This is a genomic window from Allobosea sp. GW821-FHT09G06, from assembly GCF_059416005.1.
On record NZ_JBWKOI010000001.1, the window covers coordinates 583,883 to 607,200 of the forward strand.

At 67.2% G+C, this 23,318-nt stretch carries 22 protein-coding genes; 10 read left to right on the forward strand and 12 right to left on the reverse strand.

Annotated features, from left to right (window positions below; all coding sequences use genetic code 11):
* Positions 1–28: 28 nt before the first annotated feature.
* From AC07NY_RS02835 to AC07NY_RS02865, 7 genes are all read left to right on the forward strand, one after another.
* Positions 29–1,162, forward strand: a complete 1,134-nt coding sequence (locus AC07NY_RS02835) for an ABC transporter ATP-binding protein (RefSeq protein ID WP_494581652.1) — start codon at positions 29–31, stop codon at positions 1,160–1,162.
* A gap of 42 nt (positions 1,163–1,204) precedes the next feature.
* A complete protein-coding gene (locus AC07NY_RS02840; protein ID WP_492285495.1) occupies positions 1,205–2,089 on the forward strand; it encodes an inositol monophosphatase family protein in 885 nt (294 codons plus the stop codon).
* A 181-nt stretch (positions 2,090–2,270) separates the two neighbouring features.
* The gene (locus tag AC07NY_RS02845) at positions 2,271–3,107 is read left to right on the forward strand and encodes a MurR/RpiR family transcriptional regulator (protein ID WP_494581653.1); all 837 of its coding nucleotides are present in this window, start codon (positions 2,271–2,273) and stop codon (positions 3,105–3,107) included.
* Between the two features lie 42 nt (positions 3,108–3,149).
* On the forward strand, positions 3,150–4,262 hold the full coding sequence (locus AC07NY_RS02850; protein ID WP_494583663.1) for an ABC transporter substrate-binding protein: 1,113 nt from the start codon (positions 3,150–3,152) through the stop codon (positions 4,260–4,262).
* Between the two features lie 62 nt (positions 4,263–4,324).
* Positions 4,325–6,064, forward strand: coding sequence for an ABC transporter permease (locus tag AC07NY_RS02855; RefSeq protein ID WP_494581655.1), 1,740 nt, complete (start codon positions 4,325–4,327; stop codon positions 6,062–6,064).
* Positions 6,064–7,167 carry an ABC transporter ATP-binding protein gene (locus AC07NY_RS02860; protein ID WP_494581657.1) on the forward strand — a complete coding sequence of 368 codons (1,104 nt, stop codon included), beginning with the start codon at positions 6,064–6,066 and terminating at the stop codon, positions 7,165–7,167. The genes AC07NY_RS02855 and AC07NY_RS02860 overlap by 1 nt, the downstream gene beginning before the upstream one ends.
* Positions 7,164–7,769 carry a histidine phosphatase family protein gene (locus tag AC07NY_RS02865; protein ID WP_494581659.1) on the forward strand — a complete coding sequence of 202 codons (606 nt, stop codon included), beginning with the start codon at positions 7,164–7,166 and terminating at the stop codon, positions 7,767–7,769. The genes AC07NY_RS02860 and AC07NY_RS02865 overlap by 4 nt, the downstream gene beginning before the upstream one ends.
* A 38-nt stretch (positions 7,770–7,807) precedes the next feature.
* Here AC07NY_RS02865 and AC07NY_RS02870 read toward each other — a convergent pair whose 3' ends face one another.
* The 10 genes from AC07NY_RS02870 to AC07NY_RS02915 form a co-directional block, all read right to left on the reverse strand.
* Positions 7,808–9,637, reverse strand: a complete 1,830-nt coding sequence (locus tag AC07NY_RS02870) for an ABC transporter ATP-binding protein (protein ID WP_494581660.1) — start codon at positions 9,635–9,637, stop codon at positions 7,808–7,810.
* Positions 9,634–10,524, reverse strand: coding sequence for an ABC transporter permease (locus AC07NY_RS02875; protein ID WP_494581662.1), 891 nt, complete (start codon positions 10,522–10,524; stop codon positions 9,634–9,636). Before AC07NY_RS02875 ends, AC07NY_RS02870 begins: the two co-directional genes overlap by 4 nt.
* On the reverse strand, positions 10,521–11,459 hold the full coding sequence (locus AC07NY_RS02880; RefSeq protein WP_494581663.1) for an ABC transporter permease: 939 nt from the start codon (positions 11,457–11,459) through the stop codon (positions 10,521–10,523). Before AC07NY_RS02880 ends, AC07NY_RS02875 begins: the two co-directional genes overlap by 4 nt.
* A gap of 196 nt (positions 11,460–11,655) precedes the next feature.
* Positions 11,656–13,209, reverse strand: a complete 1,554-nt coding sequence (locus AC07NY_RS02885; RefSeq protein WP_494581665.1) for an ABC transporter substrate-binding protein — start codon at positions 13,207–13,209, stop codon at positions 11,656–11,658.
* Between the two features lie 71 nt (positions 13,210–13,280).
* Entirely contained in the window at positions 13,281–13,994 is a 714-nt protein-coding gene (locus tag AC07NY_RS02890) for an SDR family NAD(P)-dependent oxidoreductase (RefSeq protein ID WP_494581666.1), read from the reverse strand.
* A gap of 14 nt (positions 13,995–14,008) precedes the next feature.
* A complete protein-coding gene (locus AC07NY_RS02895; RefSeq protein WP_494581668.1) occupies positions 14,009–15,166 on the reverse strand; it encodes an NAD(P)/FAD-dependent oxidoreductase in 1,158 nt (385 codons plus the stop codon).
* A 14-nt stretch (positions 15,167–15,180) separates the two neighbouring features.
* Complete coding sequence (locus AC07NY_RS02900) at positions 15,181–15,609, reverse strand: RidA family protein (protein ID WP_494581669.1); 429 nt, start codon at positions 15,607–15,609, stop codon at positions 15,181–15,183.
* 192 nt (positions 15,610–15,801) lie between these two features.
* Entirely contained in the window at positions 15,802–16,302 is a 501-nt protein-coding gene (locus AC07NY_RS02905; RefSeq protein ID WP_494581671.1) for a hypothetical protein, read from the reverse strand.
* Between the two features lie 28 nt (positions 16,303–16,330).
* The gene (locus AC07NY_RS02910) at positions 16,331–17,110 is read right to left on the reverse strand and encodes an SDR family NAD(P)-dependent oxidoreductase (RefSeq protein ID WP_494581673.1); all 780 of its coding nucleotides are present in this window, start codon (positions 17,108–17,110) and stop codon (positions 16,331–16,333) included.
* A 106-nt stretch (positions 17,111–17,216) separates the two neighbouring features.
* Positions 17,217–18,044, reverse strand: a complete 828-nt coding sequence (locus tag AC07NY_RS02915) for an alpha/beta fold hydrolase (protein WP_494581674.1) — start codon at positions 18,042–18,044, stop codon at positions 17,217–17,219.
* Between the two features lie 142 nt (positions 18,045–18,186).
* Between AC07NY_RS02915 and AC07NY_RS02920 the strand changes: the two genes are divergently transcribed.
* Complete coding sequence (locus AC07NY_RS02920; RefSeq protein WP_494581675.1) at positions 18,187–19,176, forward strand: GlxA family transcriptional regulator; 990 nt, start codon at positions 18,187–18,189, stop codon at positions 19,174–19,176.
* 21 nt (positions 19,177–19,197) lie between these two features.
* Here AC07NY_RS02920 and AC07NY_RS02925 read toward each other — a convergent pair whose 3' ends face one another.
* Positions 19,198–20,616 carry an ATP-binding protein gene (locus AC07NY_RS02925; protein WP_494581677.1) on the reverse strand — a complete coding sequence of 473 codons (1,419 nt, stop codon included), beginning with the start codon at positions 20,614–20,616 and terminating at the stop codon, positions 19,198–19,200.
* A complete protein-coding gene (locus AC07NY_RS02930; protein WP_494581679.1) occupies positions 20,613–21,401 on the reverse strand; it encodes a response regulator in 789 nt (262 codons plus the stop codon). The genes AC07NY_RS02925 and AC07NY_RS02930 overlap by 4 nt, the downstream gene beginning before the upstream one ends.
* A gap of 157 nt (positions 21,402–21,558) precedes the next feature.
* On the opposite strand from AC07NY_RS02930, the gene AC07NY_RS02935 reads away from it, so the two are divergent.
* Together AC07NY_RS02935 and AC07NY_RS02940 are read left to right on the forward strand one after the other, a co-directional pair.
* Positions 21,559–21,777, forward strand: a complete 219-nt coding sequence (locus tag AC07NY_RS02935; RefSeq protein ID WP_494581680.1) for a hypothetical protein — start codon at positions 21,559–21,561, stop codon at positions 21,775–21,777.
* A gap of 56 nt (positions 21,778–21,833) precedes the next feature.
* Entirely contained in the window at positions 21,834–23,297 is a 1,464-nt protein-coding gene (locus AC07NY_RS02940; RefSeq protein ID WP_494581681.1) for a TolC family protein, read from the forward strand.
* The last annotated feature ends 21 nt before the right edge of the window (positions 23,298–23,318 follow it).

The window sequence follows — 23,318 nt, forward strand, 5'->3', positions numbered from 1 at the left end:
TGGGCCCGGCTCATTCTGGGAGGTCTCGATGACCGAGATTCAACTGAGGTCCGTCACCAAGACCTACGGAAAGCACCTGGCCATCCCGGGCCTCGACCTCGATGTCGCGAAAGGCAGCTTCGTGACATTGCTGGGGCCTTCGGGCTGCGGCAAGACGACGACCCTGCGCATCATCGCCGGGCTGGAACAGGCTTCGACCGGCACGCTTTCGCTGGGCGGGCGGCGTGTCTATTCGAGCGCCGAGGGCGCCTTCGTCCCGCCGGAAAAGCGTGGCCTTGGGTTCATCTTCCAGAGCTACGCCTTGTGGCCGCACATGAAGGTGGCCCGCAACATCACGCTCGCGCTGACCGAGGCCCGCATGCCGGCGGCCGAGGTGCGAAACAGGCTCGAGGATGCCCTCGCCAAGGTGCAGCTGAAGGGACTGGAGGATCGCTACCCCTCCGAGCTTTCGGGCGGACAGCAGCAGCGCGTCGCGGTCGCGAGGCTGATCGCGGCCCGCAATGCGATCCTCCTGATGGACGAGCCGCTGTCTAACCTCGATGCCAAGCTGCGCACCGAAATGCGCAAGGAGCTGAAGCGGCTGCACGCCGATCTCGGCGCGACGACGATCTACGTCACCCATGACCAGGTCGAGGCCCTGACCATGTCGGACGTGATCGTCGTGATGAAGGATGGCGTGATCGCCCAGCAGGGCACGCCGCACGAACTCTATCACGAGCCGGCCAACCTCTTCGTCGCCGAATTCATCGGCGACCCGAAGATCAACATCCTTGCCGGCCGCATTGCCGACGATGGGCAGGGCGCCCGGGCTGTGTTCGCGGGTTTCAGCGTGCCGCTCGGCGAAGGCCACGATATCGAAGGCGAGGCGACATTCGCCATCAGGCCCGAGCATGTCGAGATTCACGCGAAGGCCGCTCCAGGCTCGATCCCGGCCGTCGTGGACATCGTGCAGCCGACGGGGTCGCAGACGATCGTCTCGCTGACCGCCATGGGACATCCCATCACCGCCCTGATCCCGAAATTCGCGCAGGATCTCGGGCAGGGTGAAGTCCATATCGCCTTCAATCCGGAGCACATCCTGGTCTTCGACCGGGAGCAGCGGTTGTGTCGCAGGTTCGGGCCGGCAGCGCCGCGGGACCTCAGGCAGGTGGCCGGAGGCTAATCATTCGATGGGCAGCGGTTGCTCAAGAACGGGACAATTCCGATGAAATTCTCCAGCGGCGACGCCCTTTCCGTCGTCGAGATCATGCGCGACGTGGCACGGACCGAGATCCTGCCGAGCTGGCGCAACCTGTCGCCGGGCGCCATCCGGTTCAAGACATCGATCCATGACATCGTGACGGATGCCGACGAGGCGGCCGAAACCGCGATCACGGCCATGCTGCGCGCGCGCTTTCCCGGCGCGACGGTGGTCGGAGAGGAAGCTACTGCCGCCAATCCGGCACTGCTCGACCGTCTGGCGGAGGCCGAGCTTGCGTTCATCGTCGACCCGATCGACGGAACCAAGAATTTCTCGGCCGGGTTGCCGCTCTTCGGCGTCATCATCGGAGTCGCTCATCGGGGCGAGGTGATCGCCGGGTTCATTCTCGATCCGATCGGCAACGACGTCGCCATCGGCTTGCGGGGGGAGGGCGCCTGGATCGAGACGGTCGATGGCCGGCGAAACGACCTCCGCGTGGCGCAGGCCGCGCCCTTGCACGACATGGTCGGCTGCGTCGCCTGGAACCAGCTGGTCGAGCCGGTCAAGACCACCCTGCTAACCAATCTCGCCAAGGTACGGGCGGCGCCGAGCTATCGCTGCGGCGCGCACGAATACCGGATGATCGCAGGCGGGCATTATCATTTCCTGCTGCAGGGCAAGATCATGCCGTGGGACCATGCCGCGGGCTGGCTGATCCATCGCGAAGCCGGCGGGTTTGCGGCGCGTTTCGATGGCTCGCCCTACAATGCGACGACGCATAGCGGCGGTATCCTCTGCGCACCGGACGAAGATAGCTGGCGATTGCTGCGCGATACCCTGTTCGATGTTCCCGCTGAGGGCCCGGTCAGGGCCGCGGGGATCGGGCGGCTCGCCAGTCTGCGGGGATGACGGGCCCGGCTTACCCTACTCTTCCAAACGGTTGGCGTTCGTCATCGGCACGGACGGCCAGCCGAATGCGCTTGTGGGGGCTGCAATTTTTTTTGCAGTCGCTTCTATCTCTACAATTGTCATTGACGGCAGGGGATTTTGTGATCTAGCTTTCTGATGCAAACAATTTTGCAGGAAAGCCATGAGCATCCTCGAGCGGATCAAGTCGCATTCTGACAAATTGACCGATGCCGATCGCCGGCTCGTCACGACCTTGCTCGAGAACCGGGCCGAAGCCGCCTATCTCAACGGAATCCAGCTGGCCGAACGGGCGCAGGTCCATGAGGCGACGGCGACGCGGCTGGCGCAGAAGCTCGGCTACAAGGGCTATCCGGAACTGCGCAACCAGCTCCAGCGTGAGGTTCTCGAAGGGCAGGATGCGGCCAACCGCATGCGCCGCTCGGTCGCCAAGGTCGAGGGCGGGAACTTCCTCGCCGATCTGATCGGCGCCGAGATCGCTGCGCTCAACGAGCTCAGCCATTGCATCTCGCAGGCCGATATCGACCAGGCGGCGGACATGATCTTCGCGGCCGGGCGCGTCTTCATCTTCGCGCAGGGCCATGCGCGCTCCGTCGCGAGCTTCCTGCAGCGGCGCCTCGACCGGTTCGGCATGACGGCGATCGCCCTGTCCGGGCGCGGGCGCGACATTGCGGAGCGCGTGGTCAGCCTCAAGGCCGACGATGTCGTCCTGACGCTGGCCTTCCGCAAGCAGCCCGCGAGCTACGAGCCGCTGATGCGGCATGCCGCGCAGGTCGGGGCCGCGACGCTCCTGATCTCGGACCTCGCCGGGCCGATGATGAAGCCGGAGGCGCAGCTCCTGCTGGCGGCGCCCCGCGGGCGTTCCGGCAGCGAGTTCCAGACGCCCACCATCCCCTTCGCGATCGTCAACGCCATCCTGATGACGATCGCGGGACGACATCAGGATCCGATCATGGGCCGGCTCGAGAAGCTCGCGGACCTGTTCTCCGAATTCGAATGACATAACGATAAACGGGAGGGACGGATGCAGATCCTATCGAAACTGGCGCGGTCTCTGCTCTTGCCGGCGATGCTGCTGGCGGCAGGCGGCGCGGTCGCCCAGAATCTCGACACGATGACGCGCGAGCAGCTCGTCGCCCAGGCGGTCAAGGAAGGCAGCGTGACGATCTTCTCGCTGTCGAGCCGGATCGCCCGCATCGAGAAGGCGTTCGAAAGCGCCTATCCGGGCATTGACCTGATCGGCCTCGACATGAGCTCGGTCAAGCAGATCGCGCGGCTGGAGGCCGAGCAGCAGGCGGGCGTGAGTGCCGTGGACGTGCTCTATCTGGCGGATACACCAGTGGTCTACGACAAGCTGCTCAAGGCAGGCCGGATCCAGAACTACGTGCCGCCGCGGGTCGCGGGCGAGATCGACGCCGCGCACAAGGCGCCGCTGCTCGTGCACCGGCTCTCGACCAAGGTCCTGATGTATAACGAGGCCGCGCATCCCAACGGCTCGCCGGTCACCAATCTCTGGCAGCTCACCACCCCGCAATGGCGCGGCAAGGTGCTGATGGTCGATCCGGCTCAGCGCGGCGAACTGCTCGACCTGATGACCGAGATCGCCCTGCACCCGGACGAGATGGCGGCGGCTTACAAGGCCCAGTTCGGCAAGGACATCGCCGTCGACAAGGATTTGAAGGGGGCCGGCGAGCAGTTCATCCGCGCCCTGTTCAAGAACGACCTGATCCTGGTCGCCAACAGCGACCTCGTGAACAAGGCGGTGGGCGACAAGACCAGCAAGAACCCGCCTGTCGGCTTCAGCACCTATTCCGACCGGCGCGACAACAAGAAGGAAGGCTGGGCGCTGCAGGTGGCGAACAATGTCGAGCCGGCCAACGGCATCCTGTTCCCGGCCGTGCTGACGATCGCGAGCAAGGCGCCGCATCCGGCCGCCGCCCGCCTGCTGATCGACTTCATGTTCGGTGACAATTCGCCGACCGGCGGCCCCGCCTTCGAGCCGTTCAACGTTCCCGGCGACTATGCCACGCGCAAGACGATCGCCGACGATCCGGATTCCGTTCCGCTCGACAAGCTGAAGGCCTGGCGCATCGACCCGGCGCGGACGGCCGCGGCGCGAAAGCGCATCAACGACCTCATCATCTCGCTCCAGTAACGCCGACGCCGCGAGCCGGCCCTCTCGCGGGAGAGGCCGGCCTCGCTCCGGGAAACGCTGCCATGACCTCACTCGCGCTTGTGTCCGGGCGCGCGCCGCTGCTGCGCGCCAACCGCGTCCTGCCGCTCGTCCTCTCCGTGGTGATCGCGCTTCTGGTCGCGGCGCCGCTGGTCAAGATCCTGCTGGCGACGCTCACGCCGGATGGGCTCCAGGCCTGGACGACCGTGCTCGCCAGTCCGCTCTCCGCCAATCTCTGGTGGCGCCCGCTACTCACCACGATGTTGCTCGGCCTCGGCGTGGCGGCCGGCTGCCTGCTCGTCGGCGGGTTCCTCGCCTGGCTGGTGACGCTGACCGACCTGCCGGGACGCGGCCTCGTCGCGACGCTCTCGACCCTGCCGTTCATGATCCCGAGCTTCGCCGGTGCGCTGGCCTGGGGCACGCTGTTCCGCAACGAGCGGCTTGGTGGCTCGCCCGGCTTCTTCCAGGCGAACGGCTTCGATGTGCCGGACTGGCTGGCCTGGGGGCTGGCGCCGACCATGATCGTCCTGATCGCGCATTATTTCTCGCTCGCCTACACGATCATTGCCGCCGCGCTCAGCTCGGTCGGTGCGGACCTGATCGAGGCCGGCCAGATGGCCGGGGCAAGGCGGGGGCGCATCTTCTTCGGCATCGTCCTGCCGGTGGTGACGCCGGCCCTGATCGCCGCGGCTTCGCTGACCTTCGCCGGGGCGGTGGCGAATTTCGCCGCGCCGGCCTTGCTTGGCCTGCCGGTCAGGATGCAGACGCTTTCCACCCGGCTCTTCGGCATGATCGAGACCGGCGAGACCGAGCGTGGCTTCGTGCTGGCACTGCTCCTGATCGCGGTCTCGGCCGCACTGCTGTTCTTCAGCGATCGGCTCGTCTCTGGCCGCAAGGCGTTCACCACCGTCACCGGCAAGGGCGGGCGCATCAAGCGCTTTCCGCTCGGGGCCTGGCGCTGGCCGCTCTTCGTCATCGCGCTCGTGATCGGGCTCGCGACCTCGGTCCTGCCGGTGCTGGTGCTGGCGGCGTCGAGCCTCGCGCCGCAGGGCGGGGCGTTGTTCTCGAACTGGACGCTGCATTTCTGGATCGGCGAGGGTGGCGGTGCGCTCGCTCAGGGCCAGGCCGGCCTCTTCCGCAATCCGATGATCGTCGAGGCCTTGTGGAACACGCTCAAGCTCGGCCTGACGGTGGCGCTCACGACCATGCTGCTCGGGTTGGCGCTGGCCTATACGATCGTCCGCAACAAGGGGACCTGGCTCGCGGCGGTGCTCAGCCAGCTCGCCTTCCTGCCGCTGCTCGTCCCCAGCATCGCCTTCGCCGCGGCCTATATCGCGCTGTTCGGCGCCCCGATCGGGCCGCTGCCGTCGCTCTACGGCACCTTCGCGCTTCTGGTGCTGGCGGCGACGGCGCATAACCTGCCCTATGCGGTGCAGTCTGGCCGCTCGGTCCTCGGCCAGATCTCCAACGATATTGAGGAGAGCGCCCGCCTGACCGGCGCGGGGCTCTTCACCCGCCTCGTCTTCATCATCTTTCCGCTGACGATCCGTGGCCTGCTCGCCGGCGCGATCCTGGTCTTCGTCAAGATGGTGCGGGACCTGTCGCTCGTCGTGCTGCTGTTCACCGCGACCTCGCCGGTGCTCAGCATGGTCGCCTACCGCTATGCGTCCGAGGGTTTCATGCAGTTCGCCAACGCGATCACGCTGGTGATCCTGGTGATCTGCCTGGCGGCTTCGCTGGCGGCGCATCTCATCCAGACCCGTGTGCAGAAGTGGAAGCAGTGATGGCGCCCGCATCGACCGCCCCGGCGCAGGACGCCATTCGCATCAGCCAGCTGGTGAAACGCTTCGGCGACGTTCCCGCCGTCAAGGACGTGAACATCTCGGTGCCGCGCGGAGCCTTCCTGGTGCTGGTCGGCCCCTCCGGCTGCGGCAAGTCCACGCTGCTGCGCATGCTCGCCGGGCTGGAAGAGCCGAGCGCGGGCGAGATCGCCTTCGTCGGCCGCACGGTGTCGAGCGGGGCGGGCGGCATCATCGCCGATGCCGGTGCGCGCGACGCCGGGCTGGTCTTCCAGTCCTATGCGCTGTGGCCGCATATGACGGTGGCGGGCAACATCGCCTGGCCGCTCAAGGTCGCGCGCTGGTCCAAGGCCGACCGGAATGCCCGTGTCGACGAGGTTCTGGCACTCCTCGGGATTTCGGCCCTGCGCGATCGCTACCCGGCCGAAATCTCCGGCGGCCAGCAGCAGCGCGTTGCGATCGCGCGCACCATCGCGCCGAAGCCGAGCATCCTGCTGTTCGACGAGCCCTTGTCGAATCTCGACGCCAAGCTGCGCATCGAGATGCGCAGCGAATTGATGCGCATCCACCGTGCAACCGGCGCGACATCGGTCTATGTCACGCATGATCAGGTCGAGGCCATGACCATGGCCAGCCATGTCGCCGTCCTCAACCATGGCAGGGTCGAGCAATTCGGCGCGCCGATCGACCTGTTGCGCCGGCCGACGACGACCTTCGTCGCCTCGTTCCTCGGCACGCCGCCGGCCAATCTTCTGCCCGTCACCCGCGTGCAGGACCGGTTCGTCTTCGCGGATGTGCCGCTGGCCCCGGCCGCCTTCGCCGCGGGGCATGAGCGGGTGCAGCTGCTCTACCGCGCGCAGGACGTCGCGATCGGGCGGGTCGGCGACGGGCACCAGCTCGTTGGGCGCTTCGCCGAGGCGGCGCCGATCGCCGGCCAGTCGATGGTCACGGTCATGGTCGGCGACCTGCGCCTCACCGGCATGGCCGAGGGATTCTTCACCGCGACACCGGGCGACGAGGTCGGCCTGTCGTTCTCCAGCACACCCGATGCCGCCTTCACGATGGAAGGCGAAAGGATCGATCCATGAGACTTATCCTGATGCGCCATGGCGAGACGCTGTGGAACGTCGAGCAGCGGCTGCAGGGGCACGACAATTCCGAGCTCTCCGAGCGCGGGATCCGGCAGGCGCGCGAATTCGTGCCTTATGTCAGGGCGCTGCTGCCGGCGCATGTCGTCTCCTCCGATCTCGGCCGCACCCGCCAGACGGTCGGCCTCATCGGCTATCCAGACGCGCCGTCCGATGCCCGCCTGCGCGAGCTCGACATGGGCGAATGGACGGGCCGCCGGAAGCGCGACCTGATCGCCGAGCAGCCGGAGCGCTATCACGCCTGGCGGGCCGGCACGTTCACGCCGGACGAGGGCGAAAGCTGGGGCGATTTTCGCGCCCGGGTCGCAGCCGGAATCCGGGACTGGCTGCACAAGGCGCAGGGCGACCTGCTGGCGGTCGTCCATGGCGGCGTCATCCGTGCCGCCTGCCACGAATTCATCGGCCTGCCGCCGTCCCGGGTGATCCCGGTGACGCCGGGCACCGCGACGATCCTGAACTTCGCCTCCGCCGATGCGCCGGCTGCCCAGCTCGAAGGCTACAATATCGGATCGGTCGCGCCGGACGTCTCCGTCGCGGATTGAGCCTGTCGGAGCGCTGTCTGGCAGCGCTCCGATCCTGCCTATGCCCGGTCGGTCTCCGTCGCCTGGCGGATGAAATGGCCGGGGCTGACTTCCACCAGAGCCGTCGGCGGGGCCTGCCACTCGAGCTTGCGGATCGGGCTCGGCAACTCATCGACGGCAAGCTCGCGCCGGAGCGCACGGCGGCTGGGATCGGGAACCGGGACCGCCGCCAGCAGCTTGCGCGTATAGGGATGGCGTGGATCGGAGAACACCGCCTCGCGCGGGCCGATCTCGACGATCTCGCCGAGATACATCACCGCGACGCGATGGCTGACGCGCTCGACCACCGCCATGTCATGCGAGATGAAGAGATAGGCGAGGCCCAGCTCGGCCTGCAGGTCGAGCATCAGGTTCAGCACCTGCGCCTTCACGGAAACGTCGAGAGCCGAGACGGCCTCGTCCGCCACCACCAGTTTCGGCGAAAGCGCGAGCGCACGCGCAATCGCGATGCGCTGGCGCTGGCCGCCGGAGAACTCGTGCGGGAACCGGACATGCATCTCGGGGGCGAGCCCGACCTTGCGCAGCAATTCGGCGACGCGCTCCTGCGCCTCCGCGCCCTTCGCGAGGCCGTGAACGAGGATCGGCTCGGCCAGCGCACTGCCGACACTCTTGCGCGGGTTGAGGCTCGCGAACGGGTCCTGGAAGATCATCTGCATGTCGCGGCGGACGTCGCGCAAGTCGCTCTTGCCGAGGCCGGTGACGTCGCGCCCGCCGAAGCGGACCGTGCCAAAGGAGGGCTCGACCAATCGCAGGATCGAGCGCCCCGTCGTCGATTTGCCGCAGCCGGATTCGCCGACCAGCGCCAGCGTCTCGCCGCGGCGCAGGCTGAAACTGACGTCCTCGACGGCATGGACCTGGCCGCGCAGTCGGCCGAACACGCCGCCGCGGATGCCGAAGCGGGTCGTCAGTCCGGAGACTTCGAGCAGAGGCGGTTCTGCCGCCTGCACCGTGTCCGGCTGCTCGACCGGCTTGCCCTCGACCTTGCCATTGTCAGGGTCGATGCGCGGGAAGCGCAGCGGCTTCGAATGACCGTGCATATCGCCGAGCTTGGGCACCGCTGCGAGCAGCGCCTTGGTGTAGCCGTGGACCGGGGTGTTGAAGACCTGTGAGGCCGGCGCATCCTCCAGCTTCCGGCCCTTCCACATCACCACGACGCGGTCGGCGATCTCGGCGACGACGCCCATGTCATGGGTGATGAAGAGCACGGACATGCGCTCCTCGTCCTGCAGCGTCTTGATCAGCTCGAGGATCTGCGCCTGGATCGTGACGTCGAGCGCGGTGGTCGGCTCGTCGGCGATCAGGAGCTTCGGCTTGCAGGCGAGTGCGGTCGCGATCATCACGCGCTGGCGCATGCCGCCGGAGAGCTGGTGCGGGTAATTGTCGAAGCGCGTCTTCGCCGAGGGGATGCGCACCTTGTCGAGCATGCGCAGCGCCTCGGCCTTGGCCGCGCCAGCATCGAGGCCGCGGTGATAGCGCAGGGCTTCGGCGATCTGGAAGCCGACGGTGAGCACCGGGTTCAGGCTCGTCATCGGTTCCTGGAAGATCATCGCGATATCGTTGCCGCGGACCTTGCGCATCTCCTCCTCGCTGAGCGCGAGCAGGTCGCGGCCTTCGAGCGCGATCCGGCCCTGGATGCGGCCATTGGCTGCCGAGACCAATCGCATCACCGAGAGCGCGGTCACGCTCTTGCCGGAGCCGGATTCGCCGACGATCGCGACGGTCTCGCCGGGCGCCACGTCGAAGCTCAGGTCCTCGACGGCCCAGCGCCATTGCCCACCGATACGGAAGGCTGTCTGTAGGTTCTCCACGGACAGGACGGGGCCGCTCATCGCTCGCCCTTCAGCTTGGGGTCGATGGCGTCGCGCAGGCCGTCGCCAAGGACGTTGAGCGCGAAGACGACGACGAGAATGGCAAGCGACGGCGCCAGCACCAGCCAGTAGCTGTCGAGGATGTTCTCGAAGCCCTCGCGGATCATGCCGCCCCAGGTCGCGATCGGCGGCTTGACGCCGAGCCCGATGAAGGCGAGCGAGGCCTCGGTGCGGATGGCGTTGGCGAGCCAGAGCGAGGCCATCACCAGGATTTCCGGGAAGATGTTGGGCAGGATGTGGCCTGCCATGATCCGTGCGTCGGAGAAGGCCAGGGCCCGGCCGGCGCCGATATAGTCACGTTCCTTGACCGTGATCGTCGGGGCGCGGGCGATGCGGGCGAAGGAGGGGATCGAGGTCAGCGCGATCGCGATGGTGATGTTTTCCATCGAGGGGCCGAGCATCGCGACGAGGATCAGGCCGAGGATCAGCGAGGGGAAGGCGAGCAGGATGTCCATCGCCTGCATCACGACGATGTCGAAGCGCCCGCCATAATAGCCGGCGAGCAAACCGATCAGGGAGCCGACGACCATGGCGATGACGGTCGAGGCGATGCCGATCACCAGCGAGATCCGGGCGCCGTAGAGCAGCCGCGAGAGGATGTCGCGGCCGAAATAATCGGTGCCGAGATAGTAGTTCTCATGCGGCGGCTGGAGCCGCGACAGGATGTTCTGCTCCAGCGGGTCATGCGGCGCGATGACCGGCGCAAGCACCGCCGCGAGGATCACCGCGACGACGATGGCGAGCCCGACCCAGGAGGTCTTGTTGGCGTTGAAGGCCCCGATCGTCGCCTTGAGCCAGCGCAGGCGCGGCGGGGCGACGGGGGCGGCATCATGGACGGAGGTGCTCATGACAGCTTCACCCTGGGATCGACGAGGGCATAGGTGATGTCGGTCGCGATGTTCACGAGCACGACGATCAGCGTGTAGATCACCATCATGCCCTGCAGCATGGTGTAGTCGCGCTGGTTCAGCGCGCCGACGATCAGCTTGCCCAGGCCCGGCCGGTTGAAGACGATCTCGGTCAGCACCGAATTGCCGATCAGGATGCCCAAATACAGGCCCACGATGGTGATGATCGGGATCAGCGCGTTGCGCAGCGCGTGCCGCCAGATCACCACGCGCCAGGGCACGCCCTTGGCGCGGGCGCTGCGGACATAATCCTCCTGCATCACCTCCAGCATGGCCGAGCGGGCGACGCGGGTGATGTAGGCCGCCATGATCAAGCCGAGATTGAGCGCCGGCAGCGCCATGGACTGGAACCAGGCCGAGGCCGAGCCGGTGCCGGCCGAGATCACCGGGAACCAGCGCAGCATGATCGCGAACAGGATCAGCAGGATGATCGCCGAGACGAAGGGCGGGAAGGAGAGGCCGAGCAGCGAGGCGATGCGGGTGACATAGTCCGGCATGCGGTTGCGGTTGACCGCGGCCCAGACGCCGAGCGGCACGCCGATGACGATGCCGATCGCCAGCGAGACGATGGTGAGCTCGATCGTCCAGGGTAGGACGGCGAGAACCTCCTGGATCACCGGCCGGCCCGTCACCAGCGAGACCCCCCAGTCGCCGCGCACGGCGCCGCCGAGAAAGCTGAAATATTGCTCGCTCATCGAGGCATCGAGGCCGAGCCGCGTTCGCATCGCGGCGATGGCCGCCGCGTCGGCCTGATCGCCGAGGATCACTTGGGCGGGGTCGCCGGGCACGATGCGCACGACGACGAAGACCAGCGAGAGCACGGCCCAAAGCGTGACGATGGCGAAGCCGAGGCGTTTGACGAGAAAGGCGCTCATGATGCCGCCCTGTTCTAGAAGCCGTTGACCGGGCGAGAAACCCGGATCGCTGCGTGCGGACACTCGACCGTCATCCCGGGCTTGCCCGGGATCCATCGAAGGGCGCCGGAGCTCTACGATGGATCCCGGATCGGCGCCGCTTCGCGGCTTGTCCGGGATGACGCGGAGGTTCCTCGTGAGATCGGGAAATCCGACCTCACTTCGTGAAGCGCGTCGTCTCCAGCACCGGCGGGCCGAGATTGAGCGAAGCCTTGAGCTCGTAGCCGAGGTCGAGGCTTTCCTTGTAGGCCCAGAGCTGCATCATCTCGTTGACCGGCACGGCGCAGACTTCCTTGATGATCTTCTCTTGCGCGGTCTTCCACAGGGCGAGCTGCTTCACCTTGTCGGTCTCGGAGCGGGCGGCGTCGATCTCGGCATCCGCGACCTTGCAATGCGAGAAGTTGGTCACCGCCGTCGGCGTCTTCACGATCGCCCGCGAGTGGAAGAACTGCGAGAGATAGACATCCGCCACCGGGAAGCGGGCCGCCTGGAAATGCACGACCTGCGAGAGGTCCTGCCGGATCTGCTGGTGGAAGGTCGCGTGCTCCACCGGCTGGATCTCCAGCGTGATGCCGGCGCGCTTCAGCAGGGCCTGCGTCGCTTCGGTGAAGCTCAGCATCGAGGGCAGGGTGGTGTTGATCGCCTTGATGGTGACGCCGTTGGGGAAGCCGGCCTCCGCCAGCAGCGCCTTCGACTTGGCGAGGTCGAAGGGCAGGAGCGGGGCCTTCTCATCCGTGCCGAGATAGCCCGAGGGTACGACCGAGACGGCCGGGCGCGAGATGTTCTTGCCGCGGAACTGCCAGATCGCGTTGCGGTCGATGGCATGGGCGAAGGCCTGCCGGACCTTGATGTTGTCGAGCGGCGGCTGGCTCGTATTGAGGTGCAGCACCGACATCTCGGCCGGCCCCATCGCCACGACTTTGACGCCGGGCAGCGCCGTCATGCGGTCGACCCAGGCCTGCTCCTGCCGACCCAGCATCATGTCGAGCTCGCCGGACTGGAAGGCGAGGTCGCGCGAGGAATCCGAGGGGATGAAGCGGTAGAGGATTTCGGTCAGCTTGGGCTTGCCGCGGAAGTAGTTCGGGTTGGCGACGAGCTTGGCGTATTGTTGCGGCACGTATTCCTGGAACATGAACGGGCCGGTGCCGACCGGCTTCTTGGCGAAGCCGTCCTTGCCCAGCTCATCGGCGGCCTTCTTACAGACCATGTTGCCGCCATGGTAGTTCATGACGATGCCGAGCAGGCTCGGGATCGCCTGCTTCAGCGTGATCTTGACGCTGTATTTGTCGGGCGCTTCGATCGCGTCGACGGCGGCATAGTCCGACGAGAAGGCCGAGCTTTCCTTGGTCGCGGCGCGCTTCAGCGAATAGACCGCGTCCTCGGCGGTGAACTCGCCATAGCCGTGATGGCACTGCACGCCCTGGCGCAGCTTGAAGGTCCATTCCTTGCCGTCGGCCGAGGCGCTCCAGCTCTCGGCGAGGTCGGGCTCCATGAATTCCGGCGAGAGCTCGCCGGGCTTGATCCGCACCAGCCCGTTGAACATCCATTGCAACATCGCCTTGCCGGGCGTGCCGGAATTGAGATGAGGGTCGAGCACGCCGGCATCCGAACTCTGCATGCCGACGGTGAGCACGGTCTTCTGCGCGAGGGCCGGCCCGGCCATCAGGGCGCCGGCCACCAGGGCGGCGAGGATCGAAACGGGTCTCTTCATGGCTCTTCCCCTGCTTTTGTCGTTGAGCGTGATGATCGAGATCGGGTAGCGGCGCTCTCCCGGCGCCGTTGCTAAAGCGTGTCCTCCAGCCTGCAATTGACCAGCAATTCCGCGATGGTGGCATTGTTGGGCAGGGCCAGGACGGTGGCAACCAGCGCGGCGAGATCGGCGGGCTGGGTCATGGCTTCCGGCGGCAGCGCGGTGCTCGCAGCCGTCATGTCGGTGCGCACGAAGGAGGGGCAGAGCGCGGTCGCGCGCACGCCCTTGTCCCAGGCGATGCGCCGTGCGGCATGGTTCAGCGCGATCATCGCGTGCTTGGTCATGTTGTAGGCGACATGGTCGTTGCGCACGCGCTTGCCGGAGAGTGAGGCGACATTGACGATGCGCCCGGCGCCGCAGGCCTCGAGATGAGGCAGGGCGCAATGGATCAGGTTGAGCGGCCCCTTGCAGTTCGCCGCCCAGATCGCGTCGAGCGCGGCTTCGTCGGGCGCACGCAGGGTCATGGCGCTGTGCATGCCGGCATTGTTGACGAGCCCGTCGATCCGGCCGAAGCGGGCGGCGGCCGCATCGACCCAGGCGCGATGGCTCGCCCAGTCGGCCGCGTCATAGCGGGCGACATGGACGCGCGACGGGTCCCAGCCGGCGCTCATGGACTGCAGGGAGTTCAGATCCCGTCCGCCGAGGCTCAGGCTGTAGCCCTGCGCCTGCAGCAATTCAGCGATGGCGCGGCCGATGCCGCGATTGGCACCGGAGATCAGGATGACGCGTCCATCAGAGGGCAGCATGGCGGGAGATTGTCCTATCCGTGCAGAGTGAGTTCGGCGGCCTGTCGTTGGCCATGCGTGAAGCGGTTCAGCCGGAAGGGCAAGAGATCGAAGCGCGATCGGCGTCCCAGCGCGAGATCGGCCAGGATCTCGCCGGTGACGGGGCCGATGCCAAAACCGTGCCCGGAGAAGCCGGCGGCGATGACGAGCCCGTCGAGGCCGGTATCGGCGTCGATCGCGGGCAGGGCGTCCGGCGTGAGATCGATCAATCCGCCCCAGAGCCGAGCGATGCCGGCCTCCGCCAGCGCCGGCAGGACCTGCGTCGTGCGCGCGATCAGGGCCGCGACATCGCGGCTGCGCGGGGCGAGCGAGGCTTCGGTCCAGCTCGCTGGATCATGCGGCCAGTCGCCGATACCGGTGGTCACGCGCAGGCGCCCGTCGATCTCCTGCCGCCCGGCGCAATCCGCATTGGCGACGCCGAAGACCGGCGCGAGGAAGGACGGCAGCGGCACGCTCTGCATCACGCAGACCAGCTTGACGATGAGCGGCAGGGCAAGGCCGAGCGGCGCCAGCAGTTCCGGCGTGTGGATGCCCGTCGCCACGATGACGCGATCGGCGGCGATTGTTTCGCCGGCTTGCGTTTCGACGCCGGTAATCCGGTCGCCCGAGCGGGTCAGGGCGCGAACCGGCACGCCCTCGCGGATCACCGCGCCGTGCCGTCTGGCGGCCTCGGCGTAGGCGCGGACAGCCGGGACCGGATCGGCATGGCCGTCTCCCGGACAGAAGGAGGCGGCGAGGATGCCGGGCCCGATCGCCGGCGCCCTGTCTCGCACCGCAATGTTGTCCGGCAGGTATTCGATGGTGAGGCCGAGCTTGCTTTGCTGCGCGACCAATTCGCGGATGACAGCGACTTCCGCCTCGGTTCGCGCCAGCCGCAGATTGCCGTGGCGGCGATAGCCGGTCGGCGCGCCGAGCTCTTCCTCGAGCCCACCCCAGCGTTCGACTGCGGCCTGCGCCAGTGGCAGCTCAGCCGGGTCGCGCCCGGATTGGCGGACGCCGCCGAGCGTCCAGCTCGATGCCATCGCCGCGAGGCTGCGGCCTTCGAGCAGCGTCACGGACTGGCCGGCCCGCGCGATCTCGTAGGCGGCCGAAACCCCGCTGATCCCACCCCCGACGATGACGACGTCCGGCATGGTAGCGCCCGATTTCAGGAGAGGTCGACGCTGATGCGCTGCTCGGGCTGGTCCGGGTTGCGCCGCTTATAGGCGGTGACCTCGAACTCGACCTTCAGCTCGGGCTGGCCGAGCGGCGTGCAGGTCGTGGTATTGGCCGGGTCTATGCCCCTGAACTTGGCGCCGACGACCGCGTTGACCTCGTCCATGTCGCCGATATCCGGCACGAAGACCTTGACCGCGACGACATCCTTCAGCGAGGCGCCGACAGCGGCGAGCGCGCCCTCGATATTGCTGAAGGCCTGCTCGGCCTGGCCCTTGGCGTCGGAGGCGATGGCGCGGGTCTTGTAGTTCCGCCCGGCGGTGTTGGAGACGAAGATCATGTCGCCGGCGACGACGACCCGCGAATAGCTGTTCAGGGTCTCGTATTTGCTGCCGGATTTGACTTTGACGATCTCGCTCATGACGGTCTCCGGAGGCTGCACCCGGCGCTGCCGGAAGCCTTCGCCGGCAGGCACCCATTGTGAGAATTGGTGTATACCACTTGAGTTGATCCGGGCTGTCAAGGACATGCCTATCCGCTACGGAGTTGCCGGTAACCGCTATGGTTCTGGTGCAGGGGCAGTAGCGGAAGTTCTGGTGTATACCAATATGCCTTATCTGCCGGTTTGGATCTCCTGGCGGCGCGTTGCGCGCACTGCCAGGGTGCCGACAGCAAGCGCCGCGATCAGCAGGACGGTCTGGGCGATCACGAAAGGCGGCTCGCTCTGCGTCGGCGCCAGCGGTTGCAGGGCCGGGACTTTCTGGAAGGACTGCACGATCAGCACGAAGATATTGAGGTAGAGCGCGAGCGCAGCGGTGACGGCATAGGCGATGCCGGCGGCGCGCTGCGCCCGGAACGGCCAGGTCGCAGCGGTGACGGCGAGCGCTACCATGGAGATCACGCCGAAGAGGAAGGCCGGCGTCACGCCGCTGAACGGGAACAGGAAGCCGGTCACGCTGGTCAGCGCCGTCGTGATCAGGAAGCCGGCCTGCCAGCCGCCGAGCCAGCGGCCAGCAGCAAGCGCAGGCATGGCCACGAGCCCCGTGGCGATGCCGATCAGGCTGACCGCGACATGGACGGTCAGCAGGGTTTGGATGGAAAGTCCGGGGATCATGATCGTTGTCCTTGGTCTGGCCGCTGCTTCAGGCGCCGTAGCGCGGGGCGGGCTTGCGAAGGGAGAGGTTCGGGCGCAGCGCGCCGCGGGCGCCGAGGAAGCGCTCGAGATCGGCGGTGTCGGGCAGCGAGGGGATGGTGATCCGCTCCCCGAGATCGAGGCCGGCAAGCGCTGCATCGACCATGTCGTCGACCGACATCACCATCTCGGTCGGGATCTGGGCGAGGCGCTCCTCCTCCCAGATCGCGGTGCGTGTGATGCCCGGCAGGACAGCCTGCACATGCACGCCCTTTGGGCCGAGCTCGGCCTGAAGCGCCTCGCTGAAGGCGAGCACGAAGGCCTTGGTCGCCGGATAGACGGCGGTGAAGGCTTCCGGCATCAGCGCCGTCACCGAGGTGATGTTGATGATCGTGCCTGAACCGCGAGTGGCGAGGCGCGGGGCGATCGCAGCGGCGAGCCGGGTCACGGCAGAGACGTTCAGCGCGATCATGTTGTCGATATGGGCGGGGTCGGCGGTCAGGATCGGCCCTTCGCCGGCGATGCCGGCATTGTTGACGAGGCCGGTGATCGCGGCGTCCTCGCGCAGCCTGGCTTCGACCTTCGCGAGATCGCCGGCCTTGCCGAGATCGGCGGCGAGCACCTCGACGGCGACGCCGGTTTCATGGCGCAGGCGTTCGGCGAGAGCCTCAAGCTTGTCGGCGCTGCGGGCGACGAGGACGAGATCATGGCCGCGCTTGGCGAGGCGGTCGGCATAGAGCGCGCCGATGCCGTTCGAGGCGCCGGTCACGAGGAAGGTCTGCTTGGTCATTGGGATTCTCCGGGACGTGAGGGAGCGAGCGGACGGCGCGAGTGCCGTCCGGCGCCTGGTTTCGCGATGAGTGTGGGGTGGCCGCGTCGGCCCGGCCGGCGGGCGATCAGCCCTTGATGAAGGCCAGCAGGTCGGCGTTGAAGCGATCCTGATGGGTCTGGGTCAGGCCGTGATCGGCGCCTTCGTAGACCTTGAGGACGGCGTGCTTGACGATCTTCACCGTCGAGAGCGCCGCGGCGCCGATCGGCACGATCTGGTCGTCGTCGCCATGCAGCACGAGCGTCGGCTTGTCGAAGCGCTTCAGGTCGGCGTTGAAGTCGCTTTCCGAGAAGGCGCGGATCGAGTCGAGCTGGCCCTTGAGCCCGCCCATCATGCCCTGCTGCCAGAAGCTCTGGCGGATGCCCTCCGAGATCACGGCGCCCGGCCGGTTGTAGCCGTAGAACGGGATCGTCAGGTCGAGGAAGAACTGCGAGCGGTTGTCGTAGGTGCCCTTGCGGATGCCGTCGAAGACATCGAGCGGCAGGCCGCCCGGATTGGCCTCGGTCTTGAGCATCAGCGGCGGCACCGCGCCGATCAGGCCGATCTTGGCGACCCGGCCCGTGCCGTGGCGGCCGATATAGCGGGTGACTTCGCCGCCTCCGGTGGAATGGCCGACCAGGATCGCGTCCTTCAGGTCGAGCTTCTCGATCAGTTCGGCGAGGTCGTCGGCATACTGATCCATGGTGTTGTTGGCCCAGACCTGGTCGGAGCGGCCATGACTGCGCCGGTCATGGGCGATGGTGCGGAAGCCCTGATTGGCGAAGAAGACCATCTGCGCGTCCCAGGCATCGGCCGTCAGCGGCCAGCCATGCGAGAAGACGATCGGCTGCCCGTCCTTCGGGCCCCAGTCCTTGTAGAAGATATTGGTGCCGTCCTTGGTGGTGATCGTGGCCATTGTCGTCATCCTTTCAGTACCTTGAGGAAACTCAGCGGGACGTCCGCGCCCCGTGGTTGAAGGATTACGCCTGGTGAGGGATGATCGGGATTGGCGGAACCGACATTCACCGGGCCAAAACCGACAATCGTGGAGACGAGCCATGGTCGCAGCCATTCCAGCGCCGCCGAAGGCCGAGATCGGGCTCGTGCTCTATCCGGGCTGCCAGACCGCCATGGTCCACGGCATGACCGATCTTCTCGACATTGCCGGGCATTTCTCCGCCCGGCGCGGCGGGCCGGGGCTGCGCGTCAGCCACTGGCGGCCGGATGATGACGGCTGCCTCGGCCGGGTCTTCGACAGCCACCCCGATTTCGAGCGGCCGATGGAGCCCGCCGTGCTGGTCGTGCCCGGGCGGCTCACCGGCCCGATGGAGATCGAGGAGGCGACGCCCTATGCGCGCTGGCTGCTCGATCGGCATGCCCAGGGTACGACGCTCGCGGCCAATTGCGGCGGGGTCTTCGCGCTGGCGGCGACGGGCCTTTTGTCGGGGCGCCCGGCGACGACGCATTGGCTCTTCGCCGACGCCTTCCGCGAACGCTTTCCCGATGTCCGGCTCGATACCGACAAGATGGTGATCGAGGACGGCGACATCATCACGGCCGGCGGTTTGATGGCCTGGACCGATCTCGGCCTCCGGCTCGTCGACCGGCTGCTGGGCTCGACCGTGATGGCCGAGACCGGCAGCTTCATGCTGATCGATTCCGCCGGGCGCGAGCAGCGTCACTATTCGCGTTTCGCGCCGCGCCTGACCCATGGCGACGAGGCGATCCTGAAGGTGCAGCACTGGCTGCAGGCGCGCGAGGCCAAGGCGATCAGCGTCGGCGATATGGCGAAGGTGATCGCGATGGAGGAGCGCACCTTCCAGCGCCGCTTCAAGGCGGCGACCGGGATGAAGCCGATCGAATATGCCCAGCACCTGCGCGTCGGCAAGGCGCGGGAGCTGCTGGAATTCACCCGGCGCTCGATCGAGCAGATTTCCTGGTCCGTCGGCTACGAGGATGTCGCTGCTTTCCGCAAGCTCTTCCACCGCCTCGTCGGGCTCTCGCCGGGCGATTACCGCCATCGCTTCGTCGCGGTCGCCGCCGCGTGAGCTTGCAGGCCCCGGAGCCCGCTAGGCGTTTCCAGTACGGGTCAGCGTCTCGCTGCGCGGGGCATGGCTTTCCGCCGGGCGATCGAGCCGGGGCAGGGAAACGATGACGCGCAGGCCGCCCGTGATCCGGTTTTCGAGCGTGACGGAGCCTTCATGCGAGCGGGCGACGGCCTGGGCGATCGTCAAGCCGAGGCCGGAGCCGCCGGTTTCGCGGCCACGCGATTCCTCCAGCCGCACGAACGGCAGGAAGGCGCGCTCCATGTCGACTGAGGGGATGCCCGGCCCTTCGTCCTCGACCGTGACGATGAAGCGGCCGCCGGCTTCGGCGATGCCGACAGCAGCCGAACCGCCGTATTTGAGCGCGTTGGCGATGACATTGGAGAAGGCCCGCTTCAGCGGCAGCACCTGCCCCAGGATCGGTGCCGTATTGAGACCCGACAGGCTGACTCGATGGCCCTGGTCGAGATGCTCGTCGACGATCGTCTCGATGATGGAGGCAAGATCGACCGGTCGGGCCGCCTCGCTGGAGACCCCGCCGCGCAGATACTCCAGTGTCGAGTCGATCATCTCCTCCATCTCGCCGAGATCGGCATCGATCAGGCGTCGCGTCGCGTCGTCGTCGAGCAATTCGGAGCGCAGGCGGAGCCGGGTGATCGGCGTGCGCAGGTCGTGCGACACGGCCGCCATCGCCTGCATCCGCTCGCTGACGAGGCGCTGGATGCGCTCGCGCATGGTGTTGAAGGCCCGCGCCGCGCGGCGCACCTCGGCCGGGCCGTCTTCCGGCAAGGGCTGCGGCACCTGATCCAGGCTGAAGCGCTCGGCGGCCAGCGCGAGATCGCGCAGCGGCCGGGTCGCCCAGCGCAACAGCAGTAGTGCGACCACGACGATCCCGACAGCGAAGCAGATCATGATCGCGGTCAGGTTCCAGTCGAGATGCTGCGCGGCGCCGAGCGCCGAGGACGAGAAATTGACCCAGCTGCCATCGTCGAGCCGGATCGAGACCAGCATGATGTGCCTGTCCGCATTGGCGTTACCGGCCGGAAGCGCCCCGTCATCGACCTGCCCGACACGGAAGGAGGCGGCCGCCAGATCGGGAGCCTGCTCTCTCAAACGCGCTTCCAGCGCGCGCGTGCGCTCGGTGGCAGGCGCACTGCCGAGCACGAGGCTGACCTTGCTCCAGTGCACTTCGAGGCTCGCACTCGACAGGTCATGCGCGACGCGGTCGCGTTCCGCCCCGTCGGGCAGGCTGGCGATCGCGCGCTTGATCGAGACGATGCGCTCGGCGAGGCTGCCGTCGCGCCCGGCCGCGGCGAAGCTCTCGACGCCGACGCGGAAGGCCCAATAGCCGAGCAGGTGGAAGGCGAGCAGGGCCGCGACCAGGATCAGGATCGCGCGGCTTGCCACGGTGTCGGGCCAGAAGCGTCCGTGCAGCCTCGTCAAGCGGATTGTCCTTCCTCGCGCCCGATCGTGGAGGCGAATAGATAGCCCGCGCCGCGCACCGTCTTGATCAATTGGCCGCCGCTGGCATCGGCTTCGAGCTTGCGGCGCAAGCGGCTGATCTGGACGTCGATCGTCCGGTCGAAGGGATCGTCGCTCATCCGTGCCTTGGCGAACTGCATCAGCGCCTCGCGCGACAGCACGCGGTTGGCATGCTCGACGAAGGCGACGAGCAGGTCGAACTCGCCGGTCGAGAGATCGATCAACGTGCCAGCCGGCGATTGCAGTTCGCGACGGCGCAGATCCATGCGCCAGCCGTCGAAGGTCACGATCCCGCTCGGCTGCGTCAGGACCGAGTTTCGCGGCACCCGACCACGGCGCAGCACCGCACGGATGCGGGCGAGCAATTCGCGCGGGCTGAACGGCTTGGTGACATAGTCGTCCGCCCCGCCTTCGAGGCCGGTGATGCGGTCGCTCTCCTCGTTTCGGGCGGTCAGCATCACGATCGGAACCTGCGAATTGGCCCGCACGTCCCGGCACAATTCGACGCCGGAACGCCCGGGCAGCATCAGGTCGAGCACGATCAGGTCGACGGTGCTATGCGCCAGCGTCTCCAGCATGGCGCGGCCATCCGGGGCGCCGGTGACCTGATAGCCATGGCGCTGGAGGAAGCGCGCGACCAGCAACCTGATCTGCGGATCGTCGTCCACCACCAGGATATGGCCGTGATCGTCGGTGATCGGCGCGACGGGGGCCTGATCCGCCTCGCTGCTTGTAGTCCCTGACATCGCCATGCCGTTCGAGCGCACGCTTTCCTTTCCCATCTGTCCCGACCATAGCGCGCCTGCTGCGCCGTTGCCCGCCCCGGTTTGAAACAATTTGTAACGGACGCCGAGGAAGCGGCGTTGCTACCCCTGCCTCACCGCAACAGGGGAGCCATGAGTCGTGAGCTTGGTGAAGCTGCCGTTCCTGGCGGCGATCGGCCTGGCGCTGGGCGCCTGCACGGTCTCCGCCGTTCCAGACCATCTGGCCCGGCCGGTCGATCCGAATGTCCGCGTCCCAGCCGTCACCTACGGCAGCGTGACGGCGGGCGCCGCCACCTATCGCCCGGCCGATCCGAAGGATTGGCGCGAGCTCAACCGCCGGGTCGGGCCGAAACCATGACGAAGCCGAACCATCCCGCCGCCGTGCCATTGCGTGCCGCTGTCCAAGGACCGGCCTTGACCTCCTCTCTCGTTCCGAAAGCCCGGCGCCTGCTGCGCTGGACCCTGCTTGCTGGCGCCGCCGCTCTGCTGGGCGGTTGCGCCGGGTTTTCGGCCGATGGCGGCATGGGCGCGATCCAGAGCGCGACCTATGCCGATATCGGCAGGGACGTGACCAAGATCGGCGACGATCAGGCCGCGCTCACTGCCAAGGCGCGCGTCGACCAGCTCCTGCGCAAGCCGCTGACGGCGGATACGGCGGTGCAGGTCGCGCTGCTCAACAATCGCGGCCTGCAGGCCGCCTTCAACGAGCTCGGCATGGCCGAGGCGCAGATGGTCGCCGCCAGCCTGCCGCCCAATCCGCGCTTCGGCATCTCCAAGCTCTCCGGCCGCTTCGAGGTCGAGATCGAGCGCCAGATCGTCGGCAGCCTGCTGGCGCTCGCCACTCTCCCGGCCCGGGCCGAGATCGCCCGCGACCGCTTCCAGACCGCGCAGATGCGGACGGCAGAAGCTGTGCTCAGGCTCGCGGCCGATACCCGCCGCCAGTACTACCGGGCGGTTGCTGCCAATGCGCAGGTCGCCTTCTACCAGGAGGCGAAGAGCTCGGCCGATGCAGCGTCCGAACTGCTCAAGCGGCTCGGCGAATCCGGCGGCGTCAACAAGATCGACCAGGCCCGCGAATTCGCCTTCGAGGCCGAATTGACCGTCCAGCTCGCGCAGGCCCGCCAACAGCAGCGCCAGGAGCGCGAGCGTCTCGTCCGTCAGCTCGGCCTCTGGGGCGACGAGTTGAAGTTCCAGCTGGGCAGCCTGCCGCCTCTGCCGCGCCTGCAATCGGTGAAGGCGATCGAGACCGAGGCTTTGCGGAAGCGCGTCGATCTCCGGATCGCGCGGGCCGAGCTCGACACGCTTGCCAAGTCGCTCGGCCTCACGCAGGCGACGCGCTTCGTCAACGATATCGACCTGCTCGGGCGGCGCACCTATGACCGCAGCCGCAGCATCAACGACCACGGCCATGTCGAGCGCGAAGCCAGCCGCAGCCGGACGCTGGAGCTCGAGATCGATATCCCGATCTACGATTTCGGCCAGTCCAAGGTCGCGCTCGCCGAACAGACCTATATGCAGGCCGCCAACAAGCTGGCGGAGAAGGCGGTCAATATCCGCTCTGAGGCCCGCGAGGCCTATACCGCCTATCGCGCCCATTACGACATCACGCGCCAGTACCAGGCCAACGTCCTGCCCTTGCGCAAGATCATCCAGGAGCAGTCGCTGCTGCAGTACAGCGGCATGCTCAACGATGTGACGGACCTGATCGCGGATGCCCGCAGCCGCATCCTCTCGAATGTCGCCGCGATCAATGCCCGCCGCGATTTCTGGATCGCCCATACCGATTTCAAGCACGCGCTGATCGGCGGCGGCAGCGGAGGTGGCTCAGCCACAGTCGCCGCGGCTGGCGGCGGCGATGCCGGTGGCGGCGGACACTGAGCGGGCGGAAGGAGCGCAACA

What these genes read in the sequence shown, in the direction of transcription:
- AC07NY_RS02895 (WP_494581668.1), bottom strand. Translation starts at nt 15,166, where the DNA reads ATGCCGGACGTCGTCATCGTCGGGGGTGGGATCAGCGGGGTTTCGGCC.
- AC07NY_RS02840 (WP_492285495.1), top strand. Translation starts at nt 1,205, where the DNA reads ATGAAATTCTCCAGCGGCGACGCCCTTTCCGTCGTCGAGATCATGCGC.
- AC07NY_RS02920 (WP_494581675.1), top strand. Translation starts at nt 18,187, where the DNA reads ATGGTCGCAGCCATTCCAGCGCCGCCGAAGGCCGAGATCGGGCTCGTG.
- AC07NY_RS02915 (WP_494581674.1), bottom strand. Translation starts at nt 18,044, where the DNA reads ATGGCCACGATCACCACCAAGGACGGCACCAATATCTTCTACAAGGAC.
- AC07NY_RS02910 (WP_494581673.1), bottom strand. Translation starts at nt 17,110, where the DNA reads ATGACCAAGCAGACCTTCCTCGTGACCGGCGCCTCGAACGGCATCGGC.
- AC07NY_RS02890 (WP_494581666.1), bottom strand. Translation starts at nt 13,994, where the DNA reads ATGCTGCCCTCTGATGGACGCGTCATCCTGATCTCCGGTGCCAATCGC.
- AC07NY_RS02865 (WP_494581659.1), top strand. Translation starts at nt 7,164, where the DNA reads ATGAGACTTATCCTGATGCGCCATGGCGAGACGCTGTGGAACGTCGAG.
- AC07NY_RS02875 (WP_494581662.1), bottom strand. Translation starts at nt 10,524, where the DNA reads ATGAGCACCTCCGTCCATGATGCCGCCCCCGTCGCCCCGCCGCGCCTG.
- AC07NY_RS02880 (WP_494581663.1), bottom strand. Translation starts at nt 11,459, where the DNA reads ATGAGCGCCTTTCTCGTCAAACGCCTCGGCTTCGCCATCGTCACGCTT.
- AC07NY_RS02845 (WP_494581653.1), top strand. Translation starts at nt 2,271, where the DNA reads ATGAGCATCCTCGAGCGGATCAAGTCGCATTCTGACAAATTGACCGAT.
- AC07NY_RS02860 (WP_494581657.1), top strand. Translation starts at nt 6,064, where the DNA reads ATGGCGCCCGCATCGACCGCCCCGGCGCAGGACGCCATTCGCATCAGC.
- AC07NY_RS02905 (WP_494581671.1), bottom strand. Translation starts at nt 16,302, where the DNA reads ATGATCCCCGGACTTTCCATCCAAACCCTGCTGACCGTCCATGTCGCG.
- AC07NY_RS02930 (WP_494581679.1), bottom strand. Translation starts at nt 21,401, where the DNA reads ATGTCAGGGACTACAAGCAGCGAGGCGGATCAGGCCCCCGTCGCGCCG.
- AC07NY_RS02885 (WP_494581665.1), bottom strand. Translation starts at nt 13,209, where the DNA reads ATGAAGAGACCCGTTTCGATCCTCGCCGCCCTGGTGGCCGGCGCCCTG.
- AC07NY_RS02870 (WP_494581660.1), bottom strand. Translation starts at nt 9,637, where the DNA reads ATGAGCGGCCCCGTCCTGTCCGTGGAGAACCTACAGACAGCCTTCCGT.
- AC07NY_RS02835 (WP_494581652.1), top strand. Translation starts at nt 29, where the DNA reads ATGACCGAGATTCAACTGAGGTCCGTCACCAAGACCTACGGAAAGCAC.
- AC07NY_RS02855 (WP_494581655.1), top strand. Translation starts at nt 4,325, where the DNA reads ATGACCTCACTCGCGCTTGTGTCCGGGCGCGCGCCGCTGCTGCGCGCC.
- AC07NY_RS02900 (WP_494581669.1), bottom strand. Translation starts at nt 15,609, where the DNA reads ATGAGCGAGATCGTCAAAGTCAAATCCGGCAGCAAATACGAGACCCTG.